Below are 21,459 nucleotides of genomic sequence, written 5' to 3'. Positions count from 1 at the left end.
GACACTATGCAACAGAACTACAACAAAAAAACTACACCAACGGCACACAGAACGCTCGCCGGAACCCTGCTCACCCTGCTCTATCGGGTGTACGTGCTGTTTGTCTTTCTTCCACTTTTCCTTGTTTCGTCCGTCATAACTGCCACAGTTACGGCAATAGGCTGCCGCTTGGGCAACGGCCATTTCTGGGGCTATCACCCCGGACGGTTATGGGGACAGTTCGTTATCCGTGCCCTTCTGCTGCCCGTAAGGGTGGAAGGACGCGAGCATCTGCGCCCCAACCAGAGCTACGTGTTTGTGTCTAACCACCAGGGTTCGTTCGATATATTCCTTATTTACGGCTTTTTAGGTCGCAACTTCAAGTGGATGATGAAGAAGAGCATACGCAAGATACCCTTCGTGGGCATAGCCTGCGAATGTGCACACCATATATTTGTAGACAAGTCGGGGGCGAGCAAGATTAAGCAAACCTACGACCAGGCACGCGAAACGCTGCGCGAAGGCATGTCGGTAGTGGTGTTCCCCGAGGGCGCACGCACCTTTACGGGGCACATAGGCATATTCCGTCGTGGTGCCTTCATGCTGGCAGACGAACTGCAATTGCCCGTTTGTCCGATAACCATCAACGGTTCGTTCGATGTCATGCCCCGCACGCGCGACTGGCATTTCCCCGTCCGGCACCGTCTTTCGCTCACCATTCACGAGCCGATTGCACCGAAAGGAAAGGGAGCGGAATTTGAAAAGGAAACCATGAAGGAGGCTTACGACAGCATTGAAAGCGGACTGGAAGAACAGTACAAAGGCTTCGTTGAAAACCCCGACCAATAATTTGGCAAAGCCAAAACAACGCCTCAAAGCCAGCCGATAATCAGCAGAACAATCCCAACGTTCCACCTTTACAAACAAGCAAGTCCCTTTCAGCAGCTACACAACCACCCCTGCATGCCTCGTTTTATAGACGGAAAGTAGGCAATAAAGTGTAAATATTTTTCACAAGTATATATATTGCATAACCGCTTCATTATCAACGCATTGCAAAACCTATTGTTTTGCAATCCAAAAGCGTAGGTTTTGCACGGTAAAAGCGGCTGTTTTGCAATGCAAAACAGCCGCTTTCGCAGTGTCAAATCGAAATTATCGTTTTTCTTCGGAATAATTTTTACAAAACTGAAGTGTTTTCTGCCCTTGACGAAACAAATGCTCTTCGGCAATCGACATACTGACCGCACTTGCTATTGTGGCAGAACTATCAACTCCAGACTGTCGGTTTTCACTCTCGCCTTGAGCCATTCATAAAGCTGTTGCCTATCGTCTTTGGCAAGCGTATTGTTGGTTTTAACCACCGCCATAACATATCCTTTCGTCAAAGCGGTGTCTAAAAAGCATTCGGAAGACTGAGAAAGAACAAGGCTTTTGGCTGCGGGGCACACCACTTTCAGCTCGCGTTTCATATCATTTGCCAATACAGGATAGCGTGTATAGGCAGCCAACTGCTTCTGCAATGCAACGTTCTGATATGCCTGTTCTTGCCATTTGGACGAGTTTCCTTCGCCCGGAACAGCCAAACCTTTCTTGTTACGCTGTATGGCCAAAAGGCTATCGGAACTCGCTCCTTGTATCACTTTAAGTGTATAGTCGCCAAGCTTATAGTCTGCCATACTCTTCTGCGCTTTCGCTATGGCACCGACTGAGATTGGTTTGCCTATTGCCACCACGTTGAGTGTCTTGGTTTTAGAATCGTATTCGTGCGAAATAATGTACGTTCCACTGTTATCGAGCTCGTCGCGTACAAATTTCTCAACGTTGTTTTCAATCACACTCTGCTTGATAATGCTCCATGTCATATAGCCAGCAGGTAGCATTGTGATGATGACAATGCTTATAATATAATAGTTCACCCGCTTCATCTTCTCGCGATCGACAAACTTTTTCCGATGGAAATGCAGCAAGCGAACGCCTATGCAGGTGGTAAAGGCGATGAAAACCGTATTGATGAAGTATAAATAGAATGCACCAAAGAAGTAGGAAGTGTTGCCCATTGCAAATCCATAACCTGCCGTACAGAGCGGTGGCATCAATGCCGTGGCTATCGCAACGCCCGGAATTACGTTGTTCTTACTCTTGGTGGAGATGGCTAAAATGCCTGCAGCACCACCAAAAAGGGCGATTAACACATCGTAAAGCGTGGGCGAGGTGCGTGCCAAAAGTTCCGACTGGGCTTCGGTAATGGGCGAAATGGTGAAGTAAATTGTAGCTGTAACGACACTGATTACCGTTGTAATGAGATAGTTTGTAAGTGCCCGCTTGAACAATTTAAGGTCGGCTATGCCCACTGCTAAGCCCATTCCGATGATTGGTCCCATCAGTGGCGATATGAGCATGGCACCTATTATGACTGCCGTTGAATTGACATTCAAACCCAACGAGGCTATGAAGATGGCAAAAATAAGTACCCAAAGGGTTGCACCGTGAAAGTCTACGCCATCGCTTATCTGCGCTACCACTTCGTCTTCGCAATCTTTCTCTGGGAAAGCATTGAAGTATCCTTTCACTACTTGCCATAATGTCTGCGTGTTGTCTCCCTGCATAGTGCTTTCTTTTTTCTGCAAAGATACTATTTATTTTTGATAAATGAAATTGTTGAAGAAGTAAAACAAACGTCCCACACTGCATTTATTCTGCAATGTGGGACGTGCTGTATGTTTGCTAAATGGTTTCTGCGGTTTACCCGAACCTTACTTTACAACTACCTTCTGTGCGGCGTTGGCGGTGCGCACAATGTAGATGCCCTTCGGCAGAGATACGTGCTGACCAGCCTGAACGGTGCGGCTAAGCACGGTGGTGCCGTCGATGCGTGCCACACTGACGTGGGTATCGCGGTCAAGAATATAAAATCCGCCGTCGGCAATGCGCAAGTTCGCGTTGGTTGTTGTGGTAGGTATGCAGCCGATGGCGGTTGTACCAACCTTCTCCAAGCGTATGTTGTCGAGGTAGAAGTTCATGGCTTTCTCCACGTTTGTGGTGTTGGCATGGAAGCCAATGTAGATGGCAGCCGTCTTGTTGGCAGTGAACTCAATGCTGCGGGTGGCGAACTGGTCGCTTTCCACTTCGGTATCTGCTGCCAATTGCTCGGTCATGGCAGCGGCTTCGGGTGCCAATCCGTACTTCACTTCATACTTTTCGGTGCCTACGGTGCGTATATCAAACGACAGTTCGTATATCGAACCTTCCTCAACGGCGATGAATGGTGTGAACAACCAGTCGTTTTTAGGTGCCGTAGAGCTGTATATCTTCATGAACTTGTAGTCGTAGTCCCAATCCCAGTAAGCGTTTCCGTCGCCGATGTGCTCGATGGTGAAGAGCAATACTTCGTCGTTGGTGTCGAAACCGGCAGCGTAGGGCACTTCGAAAGGCTTGCCTATCATAACCTTGTTTGATGCCGTGGGCATTCCCTTGTGGTCGTTGTCGATGTACGGAGTTACGTCGAAGAAACATTTTTCTGCCTTTTCTTGTGTTACAGTGTACTTGAATGGAGACGTTGCGGCGTTGTCTACAATTTCGCCCGAAGGCATCTTGTGCACTTGGTATTTCACTTCTGCCGGGTCTACATATCCGTTGTGCATTCCTTCGGTGGCTGCGTCCCACGTCAGCGTCAGCTTATCGGTGGCACCGCCCTGCACCAACTTCACGTTCTTCACCTGCTTTGGCGTGTCGTGCCCTACGTATATGTTCTTTATTTCAGCCTTGTCGCCATCGCCTTCGGCATTGCTTACGATGACTGCAAAATCGTGCAGCCCCTGCGTGGTGGTAACTTCGGCAGTGGTAGCCTTGCCTGCCTGCGTGCTGCCCTGCATGTTTTCCACGCCATCTACGAGGACTTTGTAGGTGAGTTCGCCCGTCAGCGTCTGTCCGCCGTAGGTCTTTTCGGGTGCGGTAAAGTTGATTTTGCCCGTCAGCTTTCCGTTTGCAAAGTCGGCAGCAAGGTCGGTCGATGCGGCAGGAGCACCTTGTGCCACCACTTTATCGCCCACCCAAAGACAGCCAAATTCCTCTTCGTGCTTGAATTCGCGCAGCATTGTGCTGGTCTTGGCTTTTAAATCTATCTTGTAAATGCCCAGAGTGCCGCCCCAATCGTCGAGCGTGGCAGCCCAATACATTGTGTTGTTGTCGTTTGCAGGGAAAGCTGCCGACTGCTGATAGTGCGGATTCATACCCGTTGAAAGTATCTCGGTGAAGGTGGCGTCGGCGGTTGAAATCTCTCCAACCCTACCTGCCGAGTTGATGCCGTAGAGCTTTCCCTCCTTGTTGAAGGTTATTGCGAGGAAGTTGTTGCCCAGTGTGCCCACCTCGTTGCGTTCGTGTTTGGTAAGGTTAAGGGTGCATAGCTTGTAGGTGCTGCCGTCTTTGTAGACAGAATACACCTTGTCCGTCTTCTCGTCGTATGCGATAGGACAGCCTATAGACACCATATCGGTAGGCACTTTATGGCGTGTAATGAAAGTAAAATCGTTGGCGTTGTAGATGTACATATACATTTCTACACCGTAACCCGAGTCGTCGAGCACGAAGAAAAAGTAGCGGTCTTTCACCTTTACGATGCCATAGTCGGGCGAATAGGGTATTTTCTGAACCGCTGTAAGTGGCGAAGTAGCTTCCGTCGTGAACTTGTAGATGCCGTTGTTTTCGTTCACACCCACAAGGTGTCCGTACAATTGGTATTCTGTTTGTGCATTCACAGGCATTGCAACAAGCAGGGCAATGGCTGCGAGAAGTGTAGTGTAAAGTCCTTTCATCGTGCTTATGTTTAAATATTAATGATTAGATTGTTTCGTAGCTCTCTGGTCTTTCGCCTTCTCCAACGCCTATATTAATTAAGGTGTAAGGCGATATATGCTTTTATTTTGCCATTTGTTGAGAAATGGCTGTCGTCATTTGCAAAAGTATAAATATTGTTTCAAACTTACAAACAAATGGGAACCAAATCGCTATTTGTGTCCTACATTTTGTAAGTCTTGGCTGTATAGTTGGTTGCTAAAGGCTGTTGGGCGTTGCCGTTCATTCATGGCAAGGCAGCGTTTCCGTTCTTTTCAGCCCACCTTACCGGTTTCCAATTCGTGCTGCAGATACGAAAATACATAACGCACTTTGGTAATACAATCTTGTTTTGTCGTTGAGCAACTTCTGATAGGTATCCGAATTAAACACTATGTCCAAGGCTTTTTGTATGTGTGCGCTGTCCTTTTGTCTCTATAGCTGCTGCAAATATACTATTTTTCACCGATTATTGCAAATCTGTCCTGCCATTTTCGCCTTCGCATGTGCAGCCATGCCAACGACCTTGCACCATTGCGGCTGACGGACTTATTGGGTTTCTCCTGCCCCGGCGGTCTCTTCAAAATACTTGGACAGAACGAGTTGCGACACGATGTACTCGCGAAGGGGATTGCAGAAGCGGGCTACGTGGGCATGGGCGTGGGCTATTATGGCTTCGGCTTCGTGGGGATTCTGAATGTAATAGTTTATTTTTGCTTCCAAGTCGGAATAGTCGGAAGCCACTTCTATGTAGTGATAGTTGGGTATCAGCGTGCCTTCCATAAACCACGTTTCGTATTTGGGACGCGGCATTACGGCGACTGAGTTCGACGACATTATCCATTTCAGGTTGCTGGCTACGTCGTTTCCTTCCAACGCCATCACGAACTTATAGTCTAAATGCTCGCCTATCGTCATTTTGGGGGTATGCCATTGCGGGAAACTTTTGTCGATAACGCCGATGTTGAAGAGCGGATTGCCAAAGAATTTTTGCACAAAGTCGTAGCGATTTTGCTTCAGACTGTGGCTGTCGAACTGCCCGATTAGTCCACGGAACAGCACCTTGTTCATTTTGTCGCAATACTTCTTGCTGTCGTTTACGAACAGGAAATGGCGCACCCGGTCGAGCTTCAGCAACACCGAATTGGCGTTGTTGCCGGCAATGGGGCGACTTTTCACGATGGAAGGAACATCGGGCACGCATGTTACGTCGCCCGGTTGCAAGCACCATTTCCGGCACAATGGGAACGATTTTGCATAGCGGAACGAGTCCAAATAATACACCGACTGACTTGTTTTCTGCTGTTCGGCAAGCATGATGGCTTTCTGCCGAAACGCCGAAAGGTCTATTTCGGATTTGCCCAGCTTGTTGTAGTAGTCTATGCGCGCCTTTATTTCGTCCCAGTCGCTGCGTCTCTGCACGTTGTACAGCAGCACTTTACGTAACAACAAGAGTACGAAGTGGGGCATAAGAACCCACAAATAGGAAGTTATGTAATATTTAAGTTTAGAGTTTTTTCCACTATTCAGCGTGTAATAGAGTTCTCTGTAGAAAGTAACACCCATTGCTTTTCTGTCTGATAATACCATATTGCGAACCGATATTCCACCTTATCGTCCGTCCGCCAACACAGGTTTGTTATTGGCTTGCAAAGGTAACCACTTATTTTTAAACCATATCAACTTTGCCAAAGAAATTGCTTGCCGCTTCCTGAAAAATGAAATGGAAGGACAAAACAACTTTCAAGAAAACATGAACACATTGAAGCCATAGGAACAAAGATACATAGAAACCTTATGGAAAATATAGAATACCTATGACTTCCAACAGTTCTGAACTTCCTGAAAAACTGCAAACATAGGACAAAGTAAACGTACAAGAAATCAAAACAGGCTCTTTTGCAGTGTAAAAGAGCCTGTCTTGTTTTTTTAAAAGACTTTTCCAATTTTGTCCATTAGTCTCCATCGGTTACTTTCCGTGCCCGTTTTGTTGCCGCTGCTCCCGCTCGGCATTGCGCACCCGCATTAGTTTTCGGGAGGCGGAATTATATGTTATCATTACAAAAACGAAGAAAACAGATCCTAAAGCACGAGAAGGCAACGAGTCTCTCATGTCTAACAGGTCGAAAAGAATTATAATTAGACAGAACAGAGCCATCTCTATGGCAAACACACGGTAGTACCTTGACGCCACCTTAGCTTGCCGCACGGTTGTGGGCTGGAAGCTGTTGCGAGCCCAAGGCATCGTCGGGCGATACGAGCAGTAGTGCATTAATGCCACAATAACAGAGAAAACAATGAGTAGGATAACTATTCTTCCAGATGTCTTGTGGTTGCTGGTGGCTACAATTCCCGCTATCCATGCAAGCAGAAGGATTGCTGCCGACATGACTTCGTATAGTGTCGATTTGCCTGTTCTGGGCAATCGGAGGTTTTCAATCGGTGTTTTCATTCTCGTCATTCGTTGTTTTTTCTTTGCCTTTGTTCTTGGGTTGCTGCTTCGGCAGACGGCGTGCCTTTCGCAGTGCCTCGGTTATTATCCACTGCAACTGTCCGTTGGTCGAGCGGAATTCATCGGCTGCCCACTTCTCTATCGCGCTCATCGTGTCGGCATCTACCCTGAGAATGAAGCTTTTATTGTTTGTTTCTTTCTTTGCCATCTACGTTTCGGTTTGTGTCTGCAACGCCTCTTGCCGCACATGGGCGTGTTGTCCGCCTCCCCTTTATATATATAAGGTGTAGGCAGAGTGCCCTTGCAGACTCACAACTACATGTTAAGCGTACCCGAGTTTACCACGGGCTGTGTGGCACTTTCGCTGCACAACACCACCATGAGGTTGCTTACCATGGCAGCTTTCTTGTCGTCGTCCAACACGACAACGTTCTCCTTGTCGAGCTTCTTCAGTGCCATGTCTACCATGGAAACAGCTCCTTCCACGATTTTTTCGCGTGCCGAGATGATGGCAGAAGCCTGCTGGCGGCGCAACATCACGGCTGCTATCTCGGGAGCGTATGCCAAATAGTTTATGCGCGCCTCTATAATCTCTATTCCAGCCATGTCCAACCGTTCGTCGAGCGTCTGTTCCAGCAGTTTGTTTATCCCCTCGCTGTTGTCGCGGAGGGTCTGTGTCTCGTGCTCGTCGTCGGTGGTGTCATAGGCGTATTGCCCTGCCACATGGCGCAGGGCAGCGTCGCCCTGTATGCGCACGAAGCGTTCGAACGCCATCATGATGTTGCCTACGGCAGGTGCCTCGCCGCCTTCATCGACCGAGGTAGCCATTGTCTCGGAGTCGATTTCGAAGATTGCCTTGTACGTATCCTTCAATCGCCACACCAGCATCATGCCTATCATGACGGGGTTGCCCGTCTTGTCGTTCACCTTGATGGGGGCAGCGTCTATGTTGCGTGCCCTGAACGACAGTCGCTTGGTGGTTATGAAGGGATTCACCCAGTGGAAACCCACCGTTGTGAAAGTGCCCTTGTATTGTCCGAAGAACATCATTACACGGGCTTCGTTGGGTTCTATCTTCACGAAACCGTAAAGACACATGACAAAAAGAACCAGCATAGCCACAGCAGCACCAATCAACAAGCCGCCATTTTGGTCGTTGCCAATCAGCACGAAGCCATATATTGCACTGGCTATGCCACACAAGAGCAATGCAAGCGTCAGTGCAAGCATTACAAAACCATTCTGTACCACGCCCTTAAAGGCAAATTCTTTCTTTTCCATAGTTGTATCGTTTAAATTGTCTATTGTATTTACAGTAATATCATTTTAATATCACAAAGATATGATAAATATTGTAATGTTGCATGGAAAACACGGAATTATTAAAGAAAATTAACAGAACAAAAATACAAAAGGCACTGTTTTGGAACGTAAAACAGTGCCTTTTGCACGCCCAAACAGTGCCTTTTGCAGCACCAAGGTGTGTATATTGCAAACCGCTGACAATGAAGCCGTTGCAAAGCGGAAAATGTTTTGCAGAATGGTTACGCCTCAGAATGGCAGTCCGATGGCTAAATGCAGGGCTTGTGCATCGCGGAAGTGGCGAATGTTGTAGAGCCTGCTGCGACCCGTTTCGTAAGGAACGTGCAGACCAATGCCCCAATCCAGGCGGAGCATGAAGAAGCCGATGTCGTAGCGAATGCCTACCCCCGTGCCGAAAGCCAGTTCCTTGAAGAAGTTGGTAAAGTGGAACTGCGACCCCGGACGGCTGCTGTCGCTGTGCAACGTCCACACGTTGCCGGCGTCGAGGAAGAGTGCTCCGTACAGGCTTCCCACCAAATGAGGCCGATACTCCACGTTTGCCTGCACCTTAACTTCGCCCGTCTGCTCCACATACGACCGTCCGAGCGATGCCGAACGGTAAGTGCCGGGACCTATCTCGCGCACGTTGAAAGCCCTGACGCTGTTTGCTCCGCCCACAAAGAACTGTTCTGAATAGGGTGCAAACCTGCTGTTGCCATACGCCCATATCACGCCTGCATTGGCATGGGCTGCAACGGACGACTTGCCGCCAAGTGTCCAGAGCTTCGTAAAGTTGGTTTCAATCTTCACGAACTGCGCAAACGGATTTTTAAACATCGTCTTTCCCCGCTTGTTCCACTTCTCTCCGCCTGCCAGATAACCCAAGGCGAGCAGGTTGGAGGCTTCGCTCAGGGTGGACCACCAGCGTATCGGGTTGGCATATTCCCTCGGACTCTGGTACGTGTACTGGAACAAGGCTTTCGGAATGAACTGGTCTGCCATGGAAACTTCAAGGTATGGCACGCTGTCGGTGAGTGCCTTAAAGCGGTCGGTTACGCTTCTCATGTACTCGTAGGTGAGCGACAGGGGCTTGAAAATGAACGAGTGGCGCTCGCTGGGTGCCCAGCTGTAGGTTATTTCGCCTGCCACCACGTGGCGTTTGAAGTAGAGTGCACGCTTGATAACGTTGGTAGAAGCGCTCAGGGTGGTCATCGGCGTCTCGAAATAGGTGCGTGGTGCATTCGGCGGCAGGGGCTTGCCCGCAGCCATGGCGGCTGCCTCGCGCCGCTGCATGCGTTCGCGCATGATGCGCGGAGGTGTCTTGAACGGATTGAGAAAACGTGGAAACTGCAGGCTTACCTCCGCGCCGTACTGGTAGTCGTTGATGCGTCCGGTGGTGCCGGCATCGTCGCTGCGTTTCGATGCCCACTCGTAGGCTCCGTGCAAACGCACGTTCAGCAGTTCGGCACCACGGAAAGCGTTGCGCTTGGCAAAACCAACCACAAGTTCAGGACCATATTTTCCGGTGGTCCTTCCGCGTCCGTAGGTTTCTATGTAAAAGTCGTAGGGACGGTCGAAAAGGAAGTCCAGCGTTACGTCGAGCGTGCTGCAGGTGTCCGTCTGGTTGCTTGGCTTGAAAGAAATGTTAGACCCTGTAAACAGTCCCGTGGCGTTCAGGCGTTCCATTGTCTCGGTGTGCTTGGCTTGCCGGTACAGGTCGCCGGGGCGGAATTGCAGGTCGTTGGCAATCACCCTGCCTCGCAATGGCGAGTGCCTGCCGTTGAAGTTAAGGTCGAAACCACGCTTCTTGCGATGCTGGTGCAGCTCTTCCATAAAGGTTTTCTGCAGATTTACCGTAATGTTTCCGATGCGCCACTTGCGCAAGTCGGCAGGACTTACAGAGTCGGCAAGCTGCAACCGTGTTACAGCTTTCCCATGAACGATGGTTGTATCGGCCAAATAGCTGGCGTCGTTGTTCTTGTAATAGTAGTAGCCGTTGTTGCGAAAGAGGGTCGTGATGCGCTGGCGTTCTTGCTCGAGCGTGGCTACGTCGAACGGGTCGCCGTCTTTTATGGCGGCATCGGGGCGTGTTGCCCTTATCAGACTGTCGGCATCGGGTGGGAAATCTACATATTGCAGGCTGTCTATGGTCCACAAATGTCCCATGTTCACGGTATATTTAAGTTTTATTTTCTTCTTGTTCCTCTGCGGAACCAATTGGTATGTTATCTTCCCATCGAAGTATCCGCGCTTGTTCAACAGTCCTTCGCCCACGGTAGCGTGCAGGTCTGGCGACACGTTCGACAAGGTGATGGGGCGCGAACCGAACGCTCTTGTTATCCAGCGGCCAAACCGTGTGGTGTCGGGCGAGAAGGCATTCCACACCCATAAGCCCACGGGGAAGGGCGACTTCAGCGACGGACTGCCGAAAAGCGATGCATTTGGCTTTGTGGCAAGCACGATGTCGAGTTCTTCCCGCACGGCTTTGAAGTGTGCGTTTTTGGTGTAGTTGGTGTATTCGGTGGGGGTCATGCCCGTGTAAAGCTGCTCGCCTTCGGGCAAGGCACTGGTGGTGCTGCATGCCGAAAGCATTGCCGTGAGCACCAACAGCAATACCATTGCTGTGCAAAACAAACTGCCACGAGGGGTAACAAGGTGGCTGTGAGCATGTCTACTGTTTCTTTCCATTTACAAAATTAATTAGGCTGTCGCGCTGTGGTGGCTGTTCTTTCTTGCTTTTAAAGCGGAAGATGTCCTTAAAATGCTGCAACTTGCGTCGCCACATGAAGCCGACGCCAAACTCTCCCTGGTTTCCTTCGAGCCAGTCGTAGGCTTCCCGCTCGTAATAAAGCTTCAGATACTGTGTCTCCTGGCGGTTCAGGCGATATTCCAACGACAGATTATCGAAGAAGGCACCGTTCTGTTCCGACACCTGGGAGCCTGTGGAGACGCGTCCGCCCATGATTATACGGAGACGGTTGTCCCACAATCGTTTGGAGAATTTGAAAGTATAGTCGGTGTGAAGACTGCCCGATGCGTCGGCAGTGCTCTCCATGTTGGCTGTAAGGTCCACACCCATGGAGGTCAGGGCACGCCCCGTTATGGAGTTTACCTGACTTTGCAGGAAGCCCATGAGGGCACTGTTCATGGCTGTATTGGCGGTTGAATTGTTGGAACCGTCGAAATACATGCCCGAAGCAAGCATGGTAACGGCAAGTTTGGAGCGTTCTTCCACACTCTTGGAACTTAGTTTCCCCTGCATGTCCTGGTCTTCCGGAGCCTGTATGATGAACTCTACACCGGGATTGGGGAAGCGTTTGGACAGTCGGACACCGGCATCGAAGTCTACCATTCTGCCGTTCCCCGTCCCGTCAGACACACTCGTCCGCACGCATTCGGTAGCCGTAATGCTGAGCGTCGGCGTGGTTGGGTCGCCCGTAAACTCTACATAGCTGCCTTCCTTTATGTGGAAAGTGCGCAGCGGAATGATGGGCAGCGAGTACTTCATCTGACCGTCGCTTATGGTGTAACGACCTCTCAGGCGTGGTCCGTTGGTGGGGTCGTACTCCATGTTCAGGGTTCCTCCGCCCACAATATCTATATAGTTGGAACGCTCCGGGTCGAGTGCGCAGACGATGTGTGCCTCGTTGTCCACCTCGACACGCAGCTTCATGCCCAGTCCTTGAATGTCCGGTCGCTTCACGACGTCCCTGGTCGTGTCGTTAAGATTGGTGAAAGTAACGAGGTTTTCCAGCTCGTTGTCGTTGGCAAGCTGTGCATCGCGCACCACGTAGGTTATGTCGGTATTGCCCAATACGTCCACTTTTCCATCTAACTGGAGCGACGACAGCGGTCCCTGCAGATCTCCGTCGAAGTTTACAAATGCTTTTCCGAACACTTCAGAGCGCATGTTCTCCTTTGCATTAATCACCTGGAAGTTGCGCGCCCGCATGCGTAAGTCGGTGTTCATACGGTCGAAATTGGAGAAATCTAAGTAGCCGGAGATGTCGAGCGGAGCCTTGTTGGAAGCGAAAACCTCGAAGTTTTCGAACTCCACACGGCTGTGATTGATGAGCACGGGGTCGTTTGCGAAGTTCAGCTTGACACCGTATGGTTCGCTGAAAACATACGAAGAGTCGAGGTATATCTCTCCGTTTATGTCGAGATTTTTTAGCGGTCCTTGCATGGCAAGCGTACCTTCGCCTGTTCCGTGCAGTCCTATGATGCGGTCGGGAACGAAACCGTTGATGTAGCTAAGGGGGAATTTTTCGAGCGTAAACTCCGCGTCGAGACTGCCCTTGCCCTTGCTGTCGTACACGCCGGAGAGCCTTCCTATCTCTCTGTCGTTCCTTGTCAGGGTGCCATCTACATAGTGTGTGCCATCGCCTTTAGGCATATAGACGAACTCTGCCCCCACATCGCCCATGCCGTTCAGTTCGTACACCATGTTCTTTATTGCCATGTCGCTGGACACAGTAAGGTCTGACGTGGTTTGAATGACGTGATAGTCGCCATTGAGTTCGCCCGAAATGCGTGGTGCAAAGGGCAGCACTGCCATGAGCTGACTAAGTTCGAACTTGTTGATGGAGAGGGTGAAGTTTTGCAACGAGGTAGAATCGGTGTCGTCGCTGTATAGGTGTAGGCCTGCCTCGTCGTCGGCAAGCAGTCGCATTTCGGCTTTCAGTCGTTTGTTCCTGCCTATATATAAATAGTTGTCTGGCTCTACATTGAATGTCTTGTAGCCCAATATTGCCTGTGCAGAAGTAAGCGAAAGATTGATGCCCTGCCCTTGCATTGCAGCCTGTGCAGATAGTGCAAGGGCGGTTTTATCAGCCATGTCGGTAATCAAGATGGAGGTGTTGAGCCCGCGGTCGAAGAACGAGCCGTGCACGTAACCCTTGTAGGGATAGTCGTTTTTGGCGTTGTTCAGCACCTGCAGGTCGTAGTTCAGTCCGGTGTCGTTGGTGGTAAGGTCCACTATCAGCGAGTCGGCGTGCATGTCGTTGTACACCAACGAGTCTACAACAATGTTGCCGTTGAGTCCCTTTGAGGGTGATGAGGTGAGGTCTATGTTGGCAGTCTTGAACACATAACCCTGCTGTTCGAGCAGTTTGCTGAACAGGTTGCCTTCGCCACTGACAAGTTTCAGGCGTCCCATGGGGAGCAATTTCTGCAGCGAAGTCTGGTCTATTCGTTTATTGTCTATCTGCTTCTGCAAGTCGGTGGCTATGCGCTTGCCTGCCTTCAGCACGTGCTGATAGCTGCCATGCCAGTCGGTGTTCAGTGCAAAATCGCCTCCTTCAATCACGGCGTGGGTGGTATCGGCACGGCTCAGCATGTCTATGGTAACGTCGCCGGGGCTAAACTGTTTGTTGTCGGCTTGCACTTGCAGGTTGCCAAGCATTCCACGCACCATCAGTTTGGCTGCCATGTCGGTGTCAAACTCTATGTTCAGTGCACAGTTAGAGGCGAAAGGCTTGTCTACAAAGCCTAATTGGTAGAGGTCGGCATGGCGTACAATACCGTTGGCACTGCCATTCAGCAGTTTCCCGGCCATGCTTGCGTGTACGTTTAGGTCGCCATTGAAGAGTGAAACAGCCTTTCCGCCACGATGTTCGTCGAGCTTCAGTTTGCCGAGATAGCCCTCCACGGTGTAGTGTTTCGGTCGGTCGGAGCGGAAGGCAAGGTTGGCTTCGGTGCCCAGAACGTAGGGTTTGTCCATCAGTCTCAAGCCTTTCAGGTTGGCATAGTCTAACTTTCCATTGACGTGGGCGGCAGTCTTGGCTCCGTTTATGCTTGCCGTAATGTCTAAATTGCCTGCTGCAAGGTGCTGTTCGCCATGCTTATGCACGCTTGTAAGCACGAGTTGGTGCAGCGGTCCGCTTATGTAGTGGTGGTTTTTCAGGTCGGAGCGCACATCAACATCTACCCATGCAGACACCACGTAGGGGTCTTTCATTACGCCAAGTTGCCTTAAATCGACACGACGGAACCACCCTCGCAAGTGTCCGTCCACGTTTTTAGCCGACAGTTTGCCGCTGTATGTGAAGTCGCCGCCCAGCATTGGGTTCGTGCTGACGATGCGTGCAGTGGTTGTCTCGCCTCGTTTCGCGATGTCGCCGTTAATGCCGTTGAGCACATAATTGCCGAAACGGAACTGCGTTATGTTTGCTTTCAGGCGCAACGATGACTTCGGACTGAGCACGTCGAGCCCTCGTCCGTAAACCGAAACCATGCCCGTGAAGGGGTACAGCCCCGTTTTGGCAACGAAGTGTTGCAGCTGGAGGTTTACAGCACGGGCTGTTACGTTGTAGGTCTGGCTGCTCTTGTTGAAGTCTGCCTTTACGGCTACATTGCCTCCGCCCTCGTACAGCAGCATGTCGGCATGGTATTGCGTTCCTTGTGCCCTGACTTTCGCATTGAAGTCGATGCCTGTCGGAATTTTAATCGTATTGCCTATGCTCTTGGGCAACAGGCGTTTAACAAAGCGAATGTCGCGCAAACTGCCGCCTAAGGCAAGGTTTGCCGACAGGTTTTTCGGACTTTGCAGGTTCGATATCCGCCCATTCACCTTCAAGGCGAAGTGTTGCGGCATGCCGATGCGTAGCTTTTGCAAGATTAAGTTGCGCATATTGCCTCGCAGCGAGCCGTTCACGTCTATCCGTTCAGTCGGAATGGCGTGCAAGAACCTCGTTGGAACGCTGCCCGACAGCAGTGGCTGCAGGTCGTTGATGCGCACGAAACCATTCAGCGAGACGGCAAGTTGTCCGGGATTTATTGCACTAAAGGCATTCAAAGCCATTGCCACGCCACCCTTCAGTTCGGTTTGGGGCATGCGCAGATAGAACGGTTGCAGATAGAAATGGGTGCTATCGAGGCGAAAGCGTGTGCGCAAGTCGTTCACTATCAGTCCACTTTGTTCTGTGAAATTGGCTGTCCTGACATTGACGGAAACTCCGGTAGAGTCGTACGAAAGCGAATCTACCCCCATGTTCAGCTTGTTCAGCGCAATGTGGGCAGCATCGAAACCGTGCCGCATGCGTGGAACAAAGGTCTTGTCGTATGTCAACGACCCACCCTGCCAAGCTATTCCGTCCACTCGGTACACCTTATTATATAGGTCAATGGAGGTATTTTGTGCTGCTGCCTTGTGGAAATTGGCATCTATCACCATCGAATCGCCCGGCATGTGCAGTCGGAAATTGGTGCGATAAAGGTTCAGTTTGTCGATGTTTATCTTCCAAATGGTTTTCTTTTTAGTGGTGTCTTTCGGCATTGTATCGTTAAGGGCGATGTCAAGAAAGCCCCCCTGCACGTCGGCATTGTTGAGCAACGCAGTAGAATTTTCAAGGTCTATGCCGTGCGAAACAACGTGCAACCGTTCCAAGTTGCCCCGTATCTGCAAGTCGCCGATATAGTTCATGGTGTTTGCCTTCAGCCCCTTGAAGGTAAGTTGGTCTATCTCTACCCTACTTTTAAATAGCGGCATCAGTTGCACATCAACCACAAGCTCCTTTACATCTGCCACGGTATCGCGCCTTTGCGGAATGCTGTCGTCGGGTCGCAGTGCCATTACCTGTTCCAATTTCAGGTCGAGTGGGAAGCTGAGCGAAACGTGTCCGACCGATATTTCCATTCCCGTTTTCTTCGAAGCATAGTCTGCCACCCTCTTTACAATCCAGTTCTGAACAGGTGGCAAGTAAAGAAGAACGAGCAAGAACATAAACAACGAAATGGGTGCTAACACTATGGCAGCCAGCCATTTCTTCGATTTCCGTAAGTGCATAAGCTTGTTTCGGCAGTCGGAACAATCCGTTTCAGATTGCAAATGTACGAAAAAAAAGAGTGCAAACAGAAGGTATTGTGCAAAAATGTTGGGGCAGTGATGTATAGGTTGGCAGCATTTTCTCTCTTCCGTAGAGTCTACCAGCAAATGTAAAATTAAGAATAAAACCCGAAGAACTCTTCTTTCGGCGTAGAAAAGTTGAGTTTTTCCCCCTCGGTCTTCTGTTTTCTCGTTTCCTATAAACAAGTATTTTTATGTTATCCCTTGTTGTAATGGAATATACTCAATGAGATTATGTGGTTTTGTCCTTGCCAAGCATTAAAAGTACCAAGGATTTATTTTATTTTTCTACATTCTATTTTTACATTTTTTTTGCCTTCAGTATTGCTGATAAACGGACTTTCCAGATAGTATTTTCCTTTCCTGTAATATAAATTCACTGTGGGTGAAACGTTTCTGTCAATATTGGGCATCAGTGTATCTTCCGACAGCGATTTGACAAAATCAAGGGAGAGTTTGTCTTTCGTTTCTGTTTTTACACTGCATTGGATTTCAAAGGCAGTCATATGCCCATTACCGCTGAATACACATTGGTCAGCCGCAATGCTCAATGTGTACTCTATGAAAGGCGAGGGAACAACGGTCGTATCTGAGATGAAGTATTCGTATTCACCGAACCATTTGTGATTTTGAACGGCTACGATAGGTGTGGGGCTTTCTTCTGGTTCTTGGTCATCGTACTTTTCCTTTATTTCTTTGAAATATCTCTTCTCATTGGTAAAGTAATTATGATACACTTCGCCATCTTCCATATACTTATATGTCCATAAAGCTTTATTCTGATCTATTATCTTACATCTGAATGGTGTGCAAATGTTATTGACAAAAGATATGATAAACTCGTCTTTTTCTAAATGTACTGTGTCTATGGGATAATGTACATCTTCCATATCGTACTGCACAAAAAGTTCTTTTTTTATTGTATCGACATTTATTTTGTGTGCTACATCAAAACAAGCATGGTATATTACGGTGTCTCCATTGTCTGTAATTGTCAATTGCTCCCAATTTCCTACAAAGGAATGGTTGTTGCTGTCTTTTATGTCATACCATTTTTGTGCATTGCTGCATGAATAGAAGAATAAAAGATAAAATAAGATATTTAATAATTTCATAATTAATTCCTCCTAATTTGTGTTATTACATATTTTTGTAGCATTATATTTTGTATAGGTGGGTAGCCGTTGAACCAACCACCCATCACCAAGATACATTATTTTATCTCTTCAAAGCTACCTTTTGAATTGATGCGATAGTATCTTCTATGCTCTTTTGTTTTCCCGCTTTCTCGCTTTTCTCCTTTTAGGCACATTACATAATTCGGATAAATTTGGAAACTAATCTTACTATAATCTGCATTTTCTTGATTTTCATCTCCCCAATCATCCCACGTGTAATGCACTGTCATTTTTTGAGTATCTCCATTTATAATTCCCTTATCAGATATACACATTTCCCAATATTCACTATCTCCATATTCAAAGTATATGATAAAAATGTCATATCCTTGATAGCTTGGTAACGGAAAGATTGCGTTCACACACGAATTTATATAGTCCTTAAATGGCATCTTCTTCCCATTGATAATGATTGTTTTTACCTTATCTGTTACATTTTCTATATTTGCTCCCGGCAAGGTATATTCATCAAACATTATTTTTGTAGTATCAATTCCAAACTTATCTATGCTAATGTCTTTCCCATCAAAGAAATTTTCAGATGATGTTCCTAAGATTTGTATTGAATCTACATCACTGCTATCGCCTCTTCTATCAACAGCGTTAGAGAGCTTAACTCCATGAGGTATCTCGTAGATAAGCATGGCGTTCTCTTCATCATTATCGGAGAGAATGCAAGGAAAGAAAATATATTTTCCGGCAATGACACCCAATCCTAACATATCTGTATAGTTGCGACTCCAAGTTTCTTGCCCGGCATAATCCTCAGGCTTTAAAAAGGTTATGGTGTTACTACCATCTTTATATCCCAATTTATCAAGTTCCTTTGCATAGAAATTTGATATTCCATAACGATGATTATAAAATTGTTTGGAATCTGCCTGCTGAACACTAAAAACGATCTTATTGTCACCGTTAATTATAAGCGTATCTCTGATGATAGTCATACGCATATCTTTGAAAAGATTTAATAAATCCTTGCTCTTCTCAGAAACAAGACCAGCGTTATACACCTTAAATGCAATGAACTTCAATTCATATCCATTATACGTTTTTTCCATATTTGCATTTGCATTAAGTATTCCTCCGCCTTTGCAGCCATATACAACATTGAGCAATGTTGGCAACAGTAATAAAAATAATATTTTTTTCATCATTTAATCTACTCATGATTATGTCGTTATTGTTATTAAATATATACCGATTCTGCCGAAAAGTACTATTGATTATCCAAAAGTTCTTTCACTAAATGGTGAACCATGGTGCATGGGCACATTTCGTGGGGCTTGTCGGTGTGGGTTGTGTGGTGGTTTTCTAATTTTTCTGCACGTTCTATTGCTGCTGTCCGGCGTGTTTTGTCTTGCAGTATGGGCAAAATGTAATTTTTAAAGGGGTTCAAACTCTTAATATCGTCGTAATAGTTAAAGGTTCCATTTCCTATCGCTACACAAAAATCACTATTTATTTTTGTATCTGCTTTCAGAATTTCGGTCAGTCGTTCATAGTATTTACTGCGCAGTAAGGGTTCTTTTGGGTCTACATCTTCATAGTGTAGCAGTATCCAAAGCTCGAAACTATCGTTGCTCCACGCTACTTTTATGTTATTCCTTTTGGCTGTATGTGGCGATTCATCAAACGATATTTCAGCTTTATCGAGTATTCCTGGATTGCCGTTAAAGTCTCTATCAAACACGCACCACACATGTATTCCTTTGTCGAAAGCCTTCTTCTGTTCGCAATACTTTATTGCCCTGAAGACATTTTCCATTTTACTCTTTTGATTTTCTACTACATTGATTTTCAAGTTACTTGTCTGAAACGATTCGAAATATAACCTTTCAGACGTTTTGTCTTCGGTAAAGATGATGAAAGTAGCAAGCTTATCTTCTTTGCGAACGTCGTCCGAACGCAGCTCCCACGGTTGTTTATTGTTTTCCATTCTCGTTTTCCTCCGCCTCGGTATAGTCGTTTAACACAGGTAAAGCTCCGTAATAGCCTGCAAGATACTGCTTTGCGAAGTCGGCATCGTTGCGTATTCCGCGCAAATCGGCTAACGAATAGAGTCGCGTAGATTCATCTTCCTGCTTCTCGGCAAAGTAGAATTGGTCGCGACGCATAATGGAGGGAGACATCAAATTGGTATCGTGGCTGGTGAACAACAGCTGCGAATTGTTTTTATTTATCTTAGGATCGTTGAACATTTTTATCAATTTGATGAGCAAGGAAGGGTGGAAATTACTGTCTATCTCGTCGATAATAAGTAAGAATGGATCGTCTTCCGAAATGAATGCCACAAGAAGTAGCCCTGCCAAATCGAAGATTTTCTTATTCCCTGCCGACTCTCTGTACTCAAGATTCATTGACAACGTCTTATTATTGCCATTGTGAGTAGTTCTTTTCAACAACACTTTGTTCGATGGAAAGCCCAAATACTGAACATCAGCATAACTTTCATCGTCTATCAATTCAATGTCATCGTATTTCATATTGAATCGTTTCAGAAAGGAAAGAAACAATGGTGTTGATTCTTTTATCGCATTTATTGAAACTCCTCTGAACATTTCTTTATATACAATATTGCCGATTATACGACGTTTTAAGTAGCTAACTATTTGCTCAGGGATACCCTTTGCATCGAAAGCAGTGGCGTGAACGAGGAACAATGTGTGCGGATAGGGCAGCTTGGTGGGTATAACCATTCCCTCTGAAGTGGGAAGATTGTTCTCCTTCACCTCGTTGCCTACACGCAAAAACAGGCGTTTCATGTTTTTATCTATGTTGCCATAGAGCCACTCGCTTTCTATTTTAACACCGTTAAAATCAGCATTTCCTGATGCATTATCGAGCTTATTCACTACATAACCATATCGATACTTCTTGCCATTCAATAATAATACGACTTGGAAAAAGCAACCTTCGTTGGACGTTTCGAAGAGAAACGGGTCGTAAAGTGGTCTTATAAGTCTTGAATCTGTAGCCAACGTGCTTACTGCACGTGTAAAATAACTTAACGCCATCAGCATGTTCGACTTGCCACTGGCGTTCGCTCCGTACAGACCAACCGTCTTTAAGAGCGACACGCCATTGCTTTTAACAATATTATCTGCATCAATGTCGCTGCCAGCAGGACTTTTCAAGCCAGTTGCTTTAAAGCTGATTGTCTGCAAATCTCTTATGGAACGATAGTTCTTTACGCTAAATTCTATAATCATAACGTCGTAGTATTTTTGCAAAAATAGATAAAATTATGAAACAAACAAAACGTTTTCTTTAAAATTTGCGGTTATTCTGCAAATTTAAGAATAGCGTTAATCGCTCCTGAAAGCATATTCTCAAGATAGTACAATATTTTGTATTGGTTTGATATGGGTATATTTTTCGTTTACAAAAGTAGGTATTATTTTTTATAAAACAACAAATTACAGCAGAAAAATACGAAAAATTTTCTTTCTTTCCGATAATTAATTATTGTTTGTCGATAAAACACCATGATATATACATGGTATTGTTGCACCAAAAGCAAGATACTGTTCGGGCACACAGTAAAAAAAGTAGAAAAAAAAGACGATTTTTATTTGACAATACCAAATAAATGCTCTATCTTTGCAGTACCTGTAAGAGGTAGACGAGACGAGTTGTTAAATCTATTAGTATATATAAGGAGTCCCCGTCTCTGCCGAATACACAGCCCGACAGGGATTTTTTAAACAGGGGAGACGCTTTTCGGAGGAACTCGGAACAGCACGGAGAGGGGACATGAGAAACCTTGAAGCAGCCATGCAACGCAGAGATTGCAGGGTGCCATGGCAAATATGAAAAGTTGAAATACCTCTGCAGGGTGGGTTGAAAACTGCTGCAGGCAGCACAGA

Annotated in this window: 13 protein-coding genes; 1 reads left to right on the top strand and 12 read right to left on the bottom strand. The window is 47.1% G+C overall.

The features are described 5' to 3' along the window. The first annotated feature begins 6 nt into the window (after positions 1-6). Positions 7-828, top strand: coding sequence for a lysophospholipid acyltransferase family protein (locus tag RDV52_RS00910; protein ID WP_004367556.1), 822 nt, complete (start codon positions 7-9; stop codon positions 826-828). Positions 829-1,232: 404 nt separating this feature from the next. Here RDV52_RS00910 and RDV52_RS00905 read toward each other — a convergent pair whose 3' ends face one another. The 12 genes from RDV52_RS00905 to RDV52_RS00850 form a co-directional block, all read right to left on the bottom strand. Continuing rightward, positions 1,233-2,588: a TIGR00341 family protein gene (locus RDV52_RS00905; protein ID WP_004367555.1), complete on the bottom strand. Its 1,356-nt coding sequence runs from the start codon at positions 2,586-2,588 to the stop codon at positions 1,233-1,235. A 147-nt stretch (positions 2,589-2,735) separates the two neighbouring features. Next, positions 2,736-4,793 (bottom strand): choice-of-anchor J domain-containing protein, encoded by a 2,058-nt coding sequence (locus tag RDV52_RS00900; protein ID WP_004367554.1) that lies wholly within the window; start codon positions 4,791-4,793, stop codon positions 2,736-2,738. A gap of 568 nt (positions 4,794-5,361) precedes the next feature. Continuing rightward, complete coding sequence (locus RDV52_RS00895) at positions 5,362-6,402, bottom strand: glycosyl transferase family 90 (RefSeq protein ID WP_004367552.1); 1,041 nt, start codon at positions 6,400-6,402, stop codon at positions 5,362-5,364. A 379-nt stretch (positions 6,403-6,781) separates the two neighbouring features. Continuing rightward, positions 6,782-7,273 (bottom strand): hypothetical protein, encoded by a 492-nt coding sequence (locus RDV52_RS00890; protein ID WP_081470708.1) that lies wholly within the window; start codon positions 7,271-7,273, stop codon positions 6,782-6,784. Then, positions 7,248-7,472 carry a type II toxin-antitoxin system antitoxin gene (locus RDV52_RS00885; protein WP_004367549.1) on the bottom strand — a complete coding sequence of 75 codons (225 nt, stop codon included), beginning with the start codon at positions 7,470-7,472 and terminating at the stop codon, positions 7,248-7,250. Before RDV52_RS00885 ends, RDV52_RS00890 begins: the two co-directional genes overlap by 26 nt. A gap of 107 nt (positions 7,473-7,579) precedes the next feature. After that, a complete protein-coding gene (locus RDV52_RS00880) occupies positions 7,580-8,545 on the bottom strand; it encodes an SPFH domain-containing protein (RefSeq protein WP_004367548.1) in 966 nt (321 codons plus the stop codon). Between the two features lie 270 nt (positions 8,546-8,815). Next, entirely contained in the window at positions 8,816-11,254 is a 2,439-nt protein-coding gene (gene tamL, locus RDV52_RS00875) for a translocation and assembly module lipoprotein TamL (protein WP_081470707.1), read from the bottom strand. Continuing rightward, on the bottom strand, positions 11,238-16,352 hold the full coding sequence (locus RDV52_RS00870; RefSeq protein WP_004367546.1) for a translocation/assembly module TamB domain-containing protein: 5,115 nt from the start codon (positions 16,350-16,352) through the stop codon (positions 11,238-11,240). The genes tamL and RDV52_RS00870 overlap by 17 nt, the downstream gene beginning before the upstream one ends. A gap of 335 nt (positions 16,353-16,687) precedes the next feature. Continuing rightward, positions 16,688-17,527 (bottom strand): DUF5991 domain-containing protein, encoded by an 840-nt coding sequence (locus RDV52_RS00865; protein WP_004367545.1) that lies wholly within the window; start codon positions 17,525-17,527, stop codon positions 16,688-16,690. Positions 17,528-17,625: 98 nt separating this feature from the next. Then, entirely contained in the window at positions 17,626-18,747 is a 1,122-nt protein-coding gene (locus tag RDV52_RS00860; RefSeq protein WP_004367544.1) for a hypothetical protein, read from the bottom strand. Between the two features lie 62 nt (positions 18,748-18,809). Next, complete coding sequence (locus RDV52_RS00855) at positions 18,810-19,529, bottom strand: RloB family protein (RefSeq protein ID WP_004367543.1); 720 nt, start codon at positions 19,527-19,529, stop codon at positions 18,810-18,812. Then, complete coding sequence (locus tag RDV52_RS00850; RefSeq protein WP_004367542.1) at positions 19,516-20,802, bottom strand: AAA family ATPase; 1,287 nt, start codon at positions 20,800-20,802, stop codon at positions 19,516-19,518. Before RDV52_RS00850 ends, RDV52_RS00855 begins: the two co-directional genes overlap by 14 nt. Positions 20,803-21,459: the final 657 nt, after the last annotated feature.

Source organism: Prevotella nigrescens (genome assembly GCF_031191185.1).
Taxonomy (GTDB): Bacteria; Bacteroidota; Bacteroidia; order Bacteroidales; family Bacteroidaceae; genus Prevotella; species Prevotella nigrescens.
Note: the sequence above shows the minus strand (reverse complement) of the source record. Positions and strands in the feature narration are given on the sequence as shown.

Coding starts and splice junctions, on each gene's coding strand:
- RDV52_RS00910 (WP_004367556.1), top strand. CDS start 7: ATGCAACAGAACTACAACAAAAAAACTACACCAACGGCACACAGAACG.
- RDV52_RS00905 (WP_004367555.1), bottom strand. CDS start 2,588: ATGCAGGGAGACAACACGCAGACATTATGGCAAGTAGTGAAAGGATAC.
- RDV52_RS00900 (WP_004367554.1), bottom strand. CDS start 4,793: ATGAAAGGACTTTACACTACACTTCTCGCAGCCATTGCCCTGCTTGTT.
- RDV52_RS00895 (WP_004367552.1), bottom strand. CDS start 6,402: ATGGTATTATCAGACAGAAAAGCAATGGGTGTTACTTTCTACAGAGAA.
- RDV52_RS00890 (WP_081470708.1), bottom strand. CDS start 7,273: ATGACGAGAATGAAAACACCGATTGAAAACCTCCGATTGCCCAGAACA.
- RDV52_RS00885 (WP_004367549.1), bottom strand. CDS start 7,472: ATGGCAAAGAAAGAAACAAACAATAAAAGCTTCATTCTCAGGGTAGAT.
- RDV52_RS00880 (WP_004367548.1), bottom strand. CDS start 8,545: ATGGAAAAGAAAGAATTTGCCTTTAAGGGCGTGGTACAGAATGGTTTT.
- tamL (WP_081470707.1), bottom strand. CDS start 11,254: ATGGAAAGAAACAGTAGACATGCTCACAGCCACCTTGTTACCCCTCGT.
- RDV52_RS00870 (WP_004367546.1), bottom strand. CDS start 16,352: ATGCACTTACGGAAATCGAAGAAATGGCTGGCTGCCATAGTGTTAGCA.
- RDV52_RS00865 (WP_004367545.1), bottom strand. CDS start 17,527: ATGAAATTATTAAATATCTTATTTTATCTTTTATTCTTCTATTCATGC.
- RDV52_RS00860 (WP_004367544.1), bottom strand. CDS start 18,747: ATGATGAAAAAAATATTATTTTTATTACTGTTGCCAACATTGCTCAAT.
- RDV52_RS00855 (WP_004367543.1), bottom strand. CDS start 19,529: ATGGAAAACAATAAACAACCGTGGGAGCTGCGTTCGGACGACGTTCGC.
- RDV52_RS00850 (WP_004367542.1), bottom strand. CDS start 20,802: ATGATTATAGAATTTAGCGTAAAGAACTATCGTTCCATAAGAGATTTG.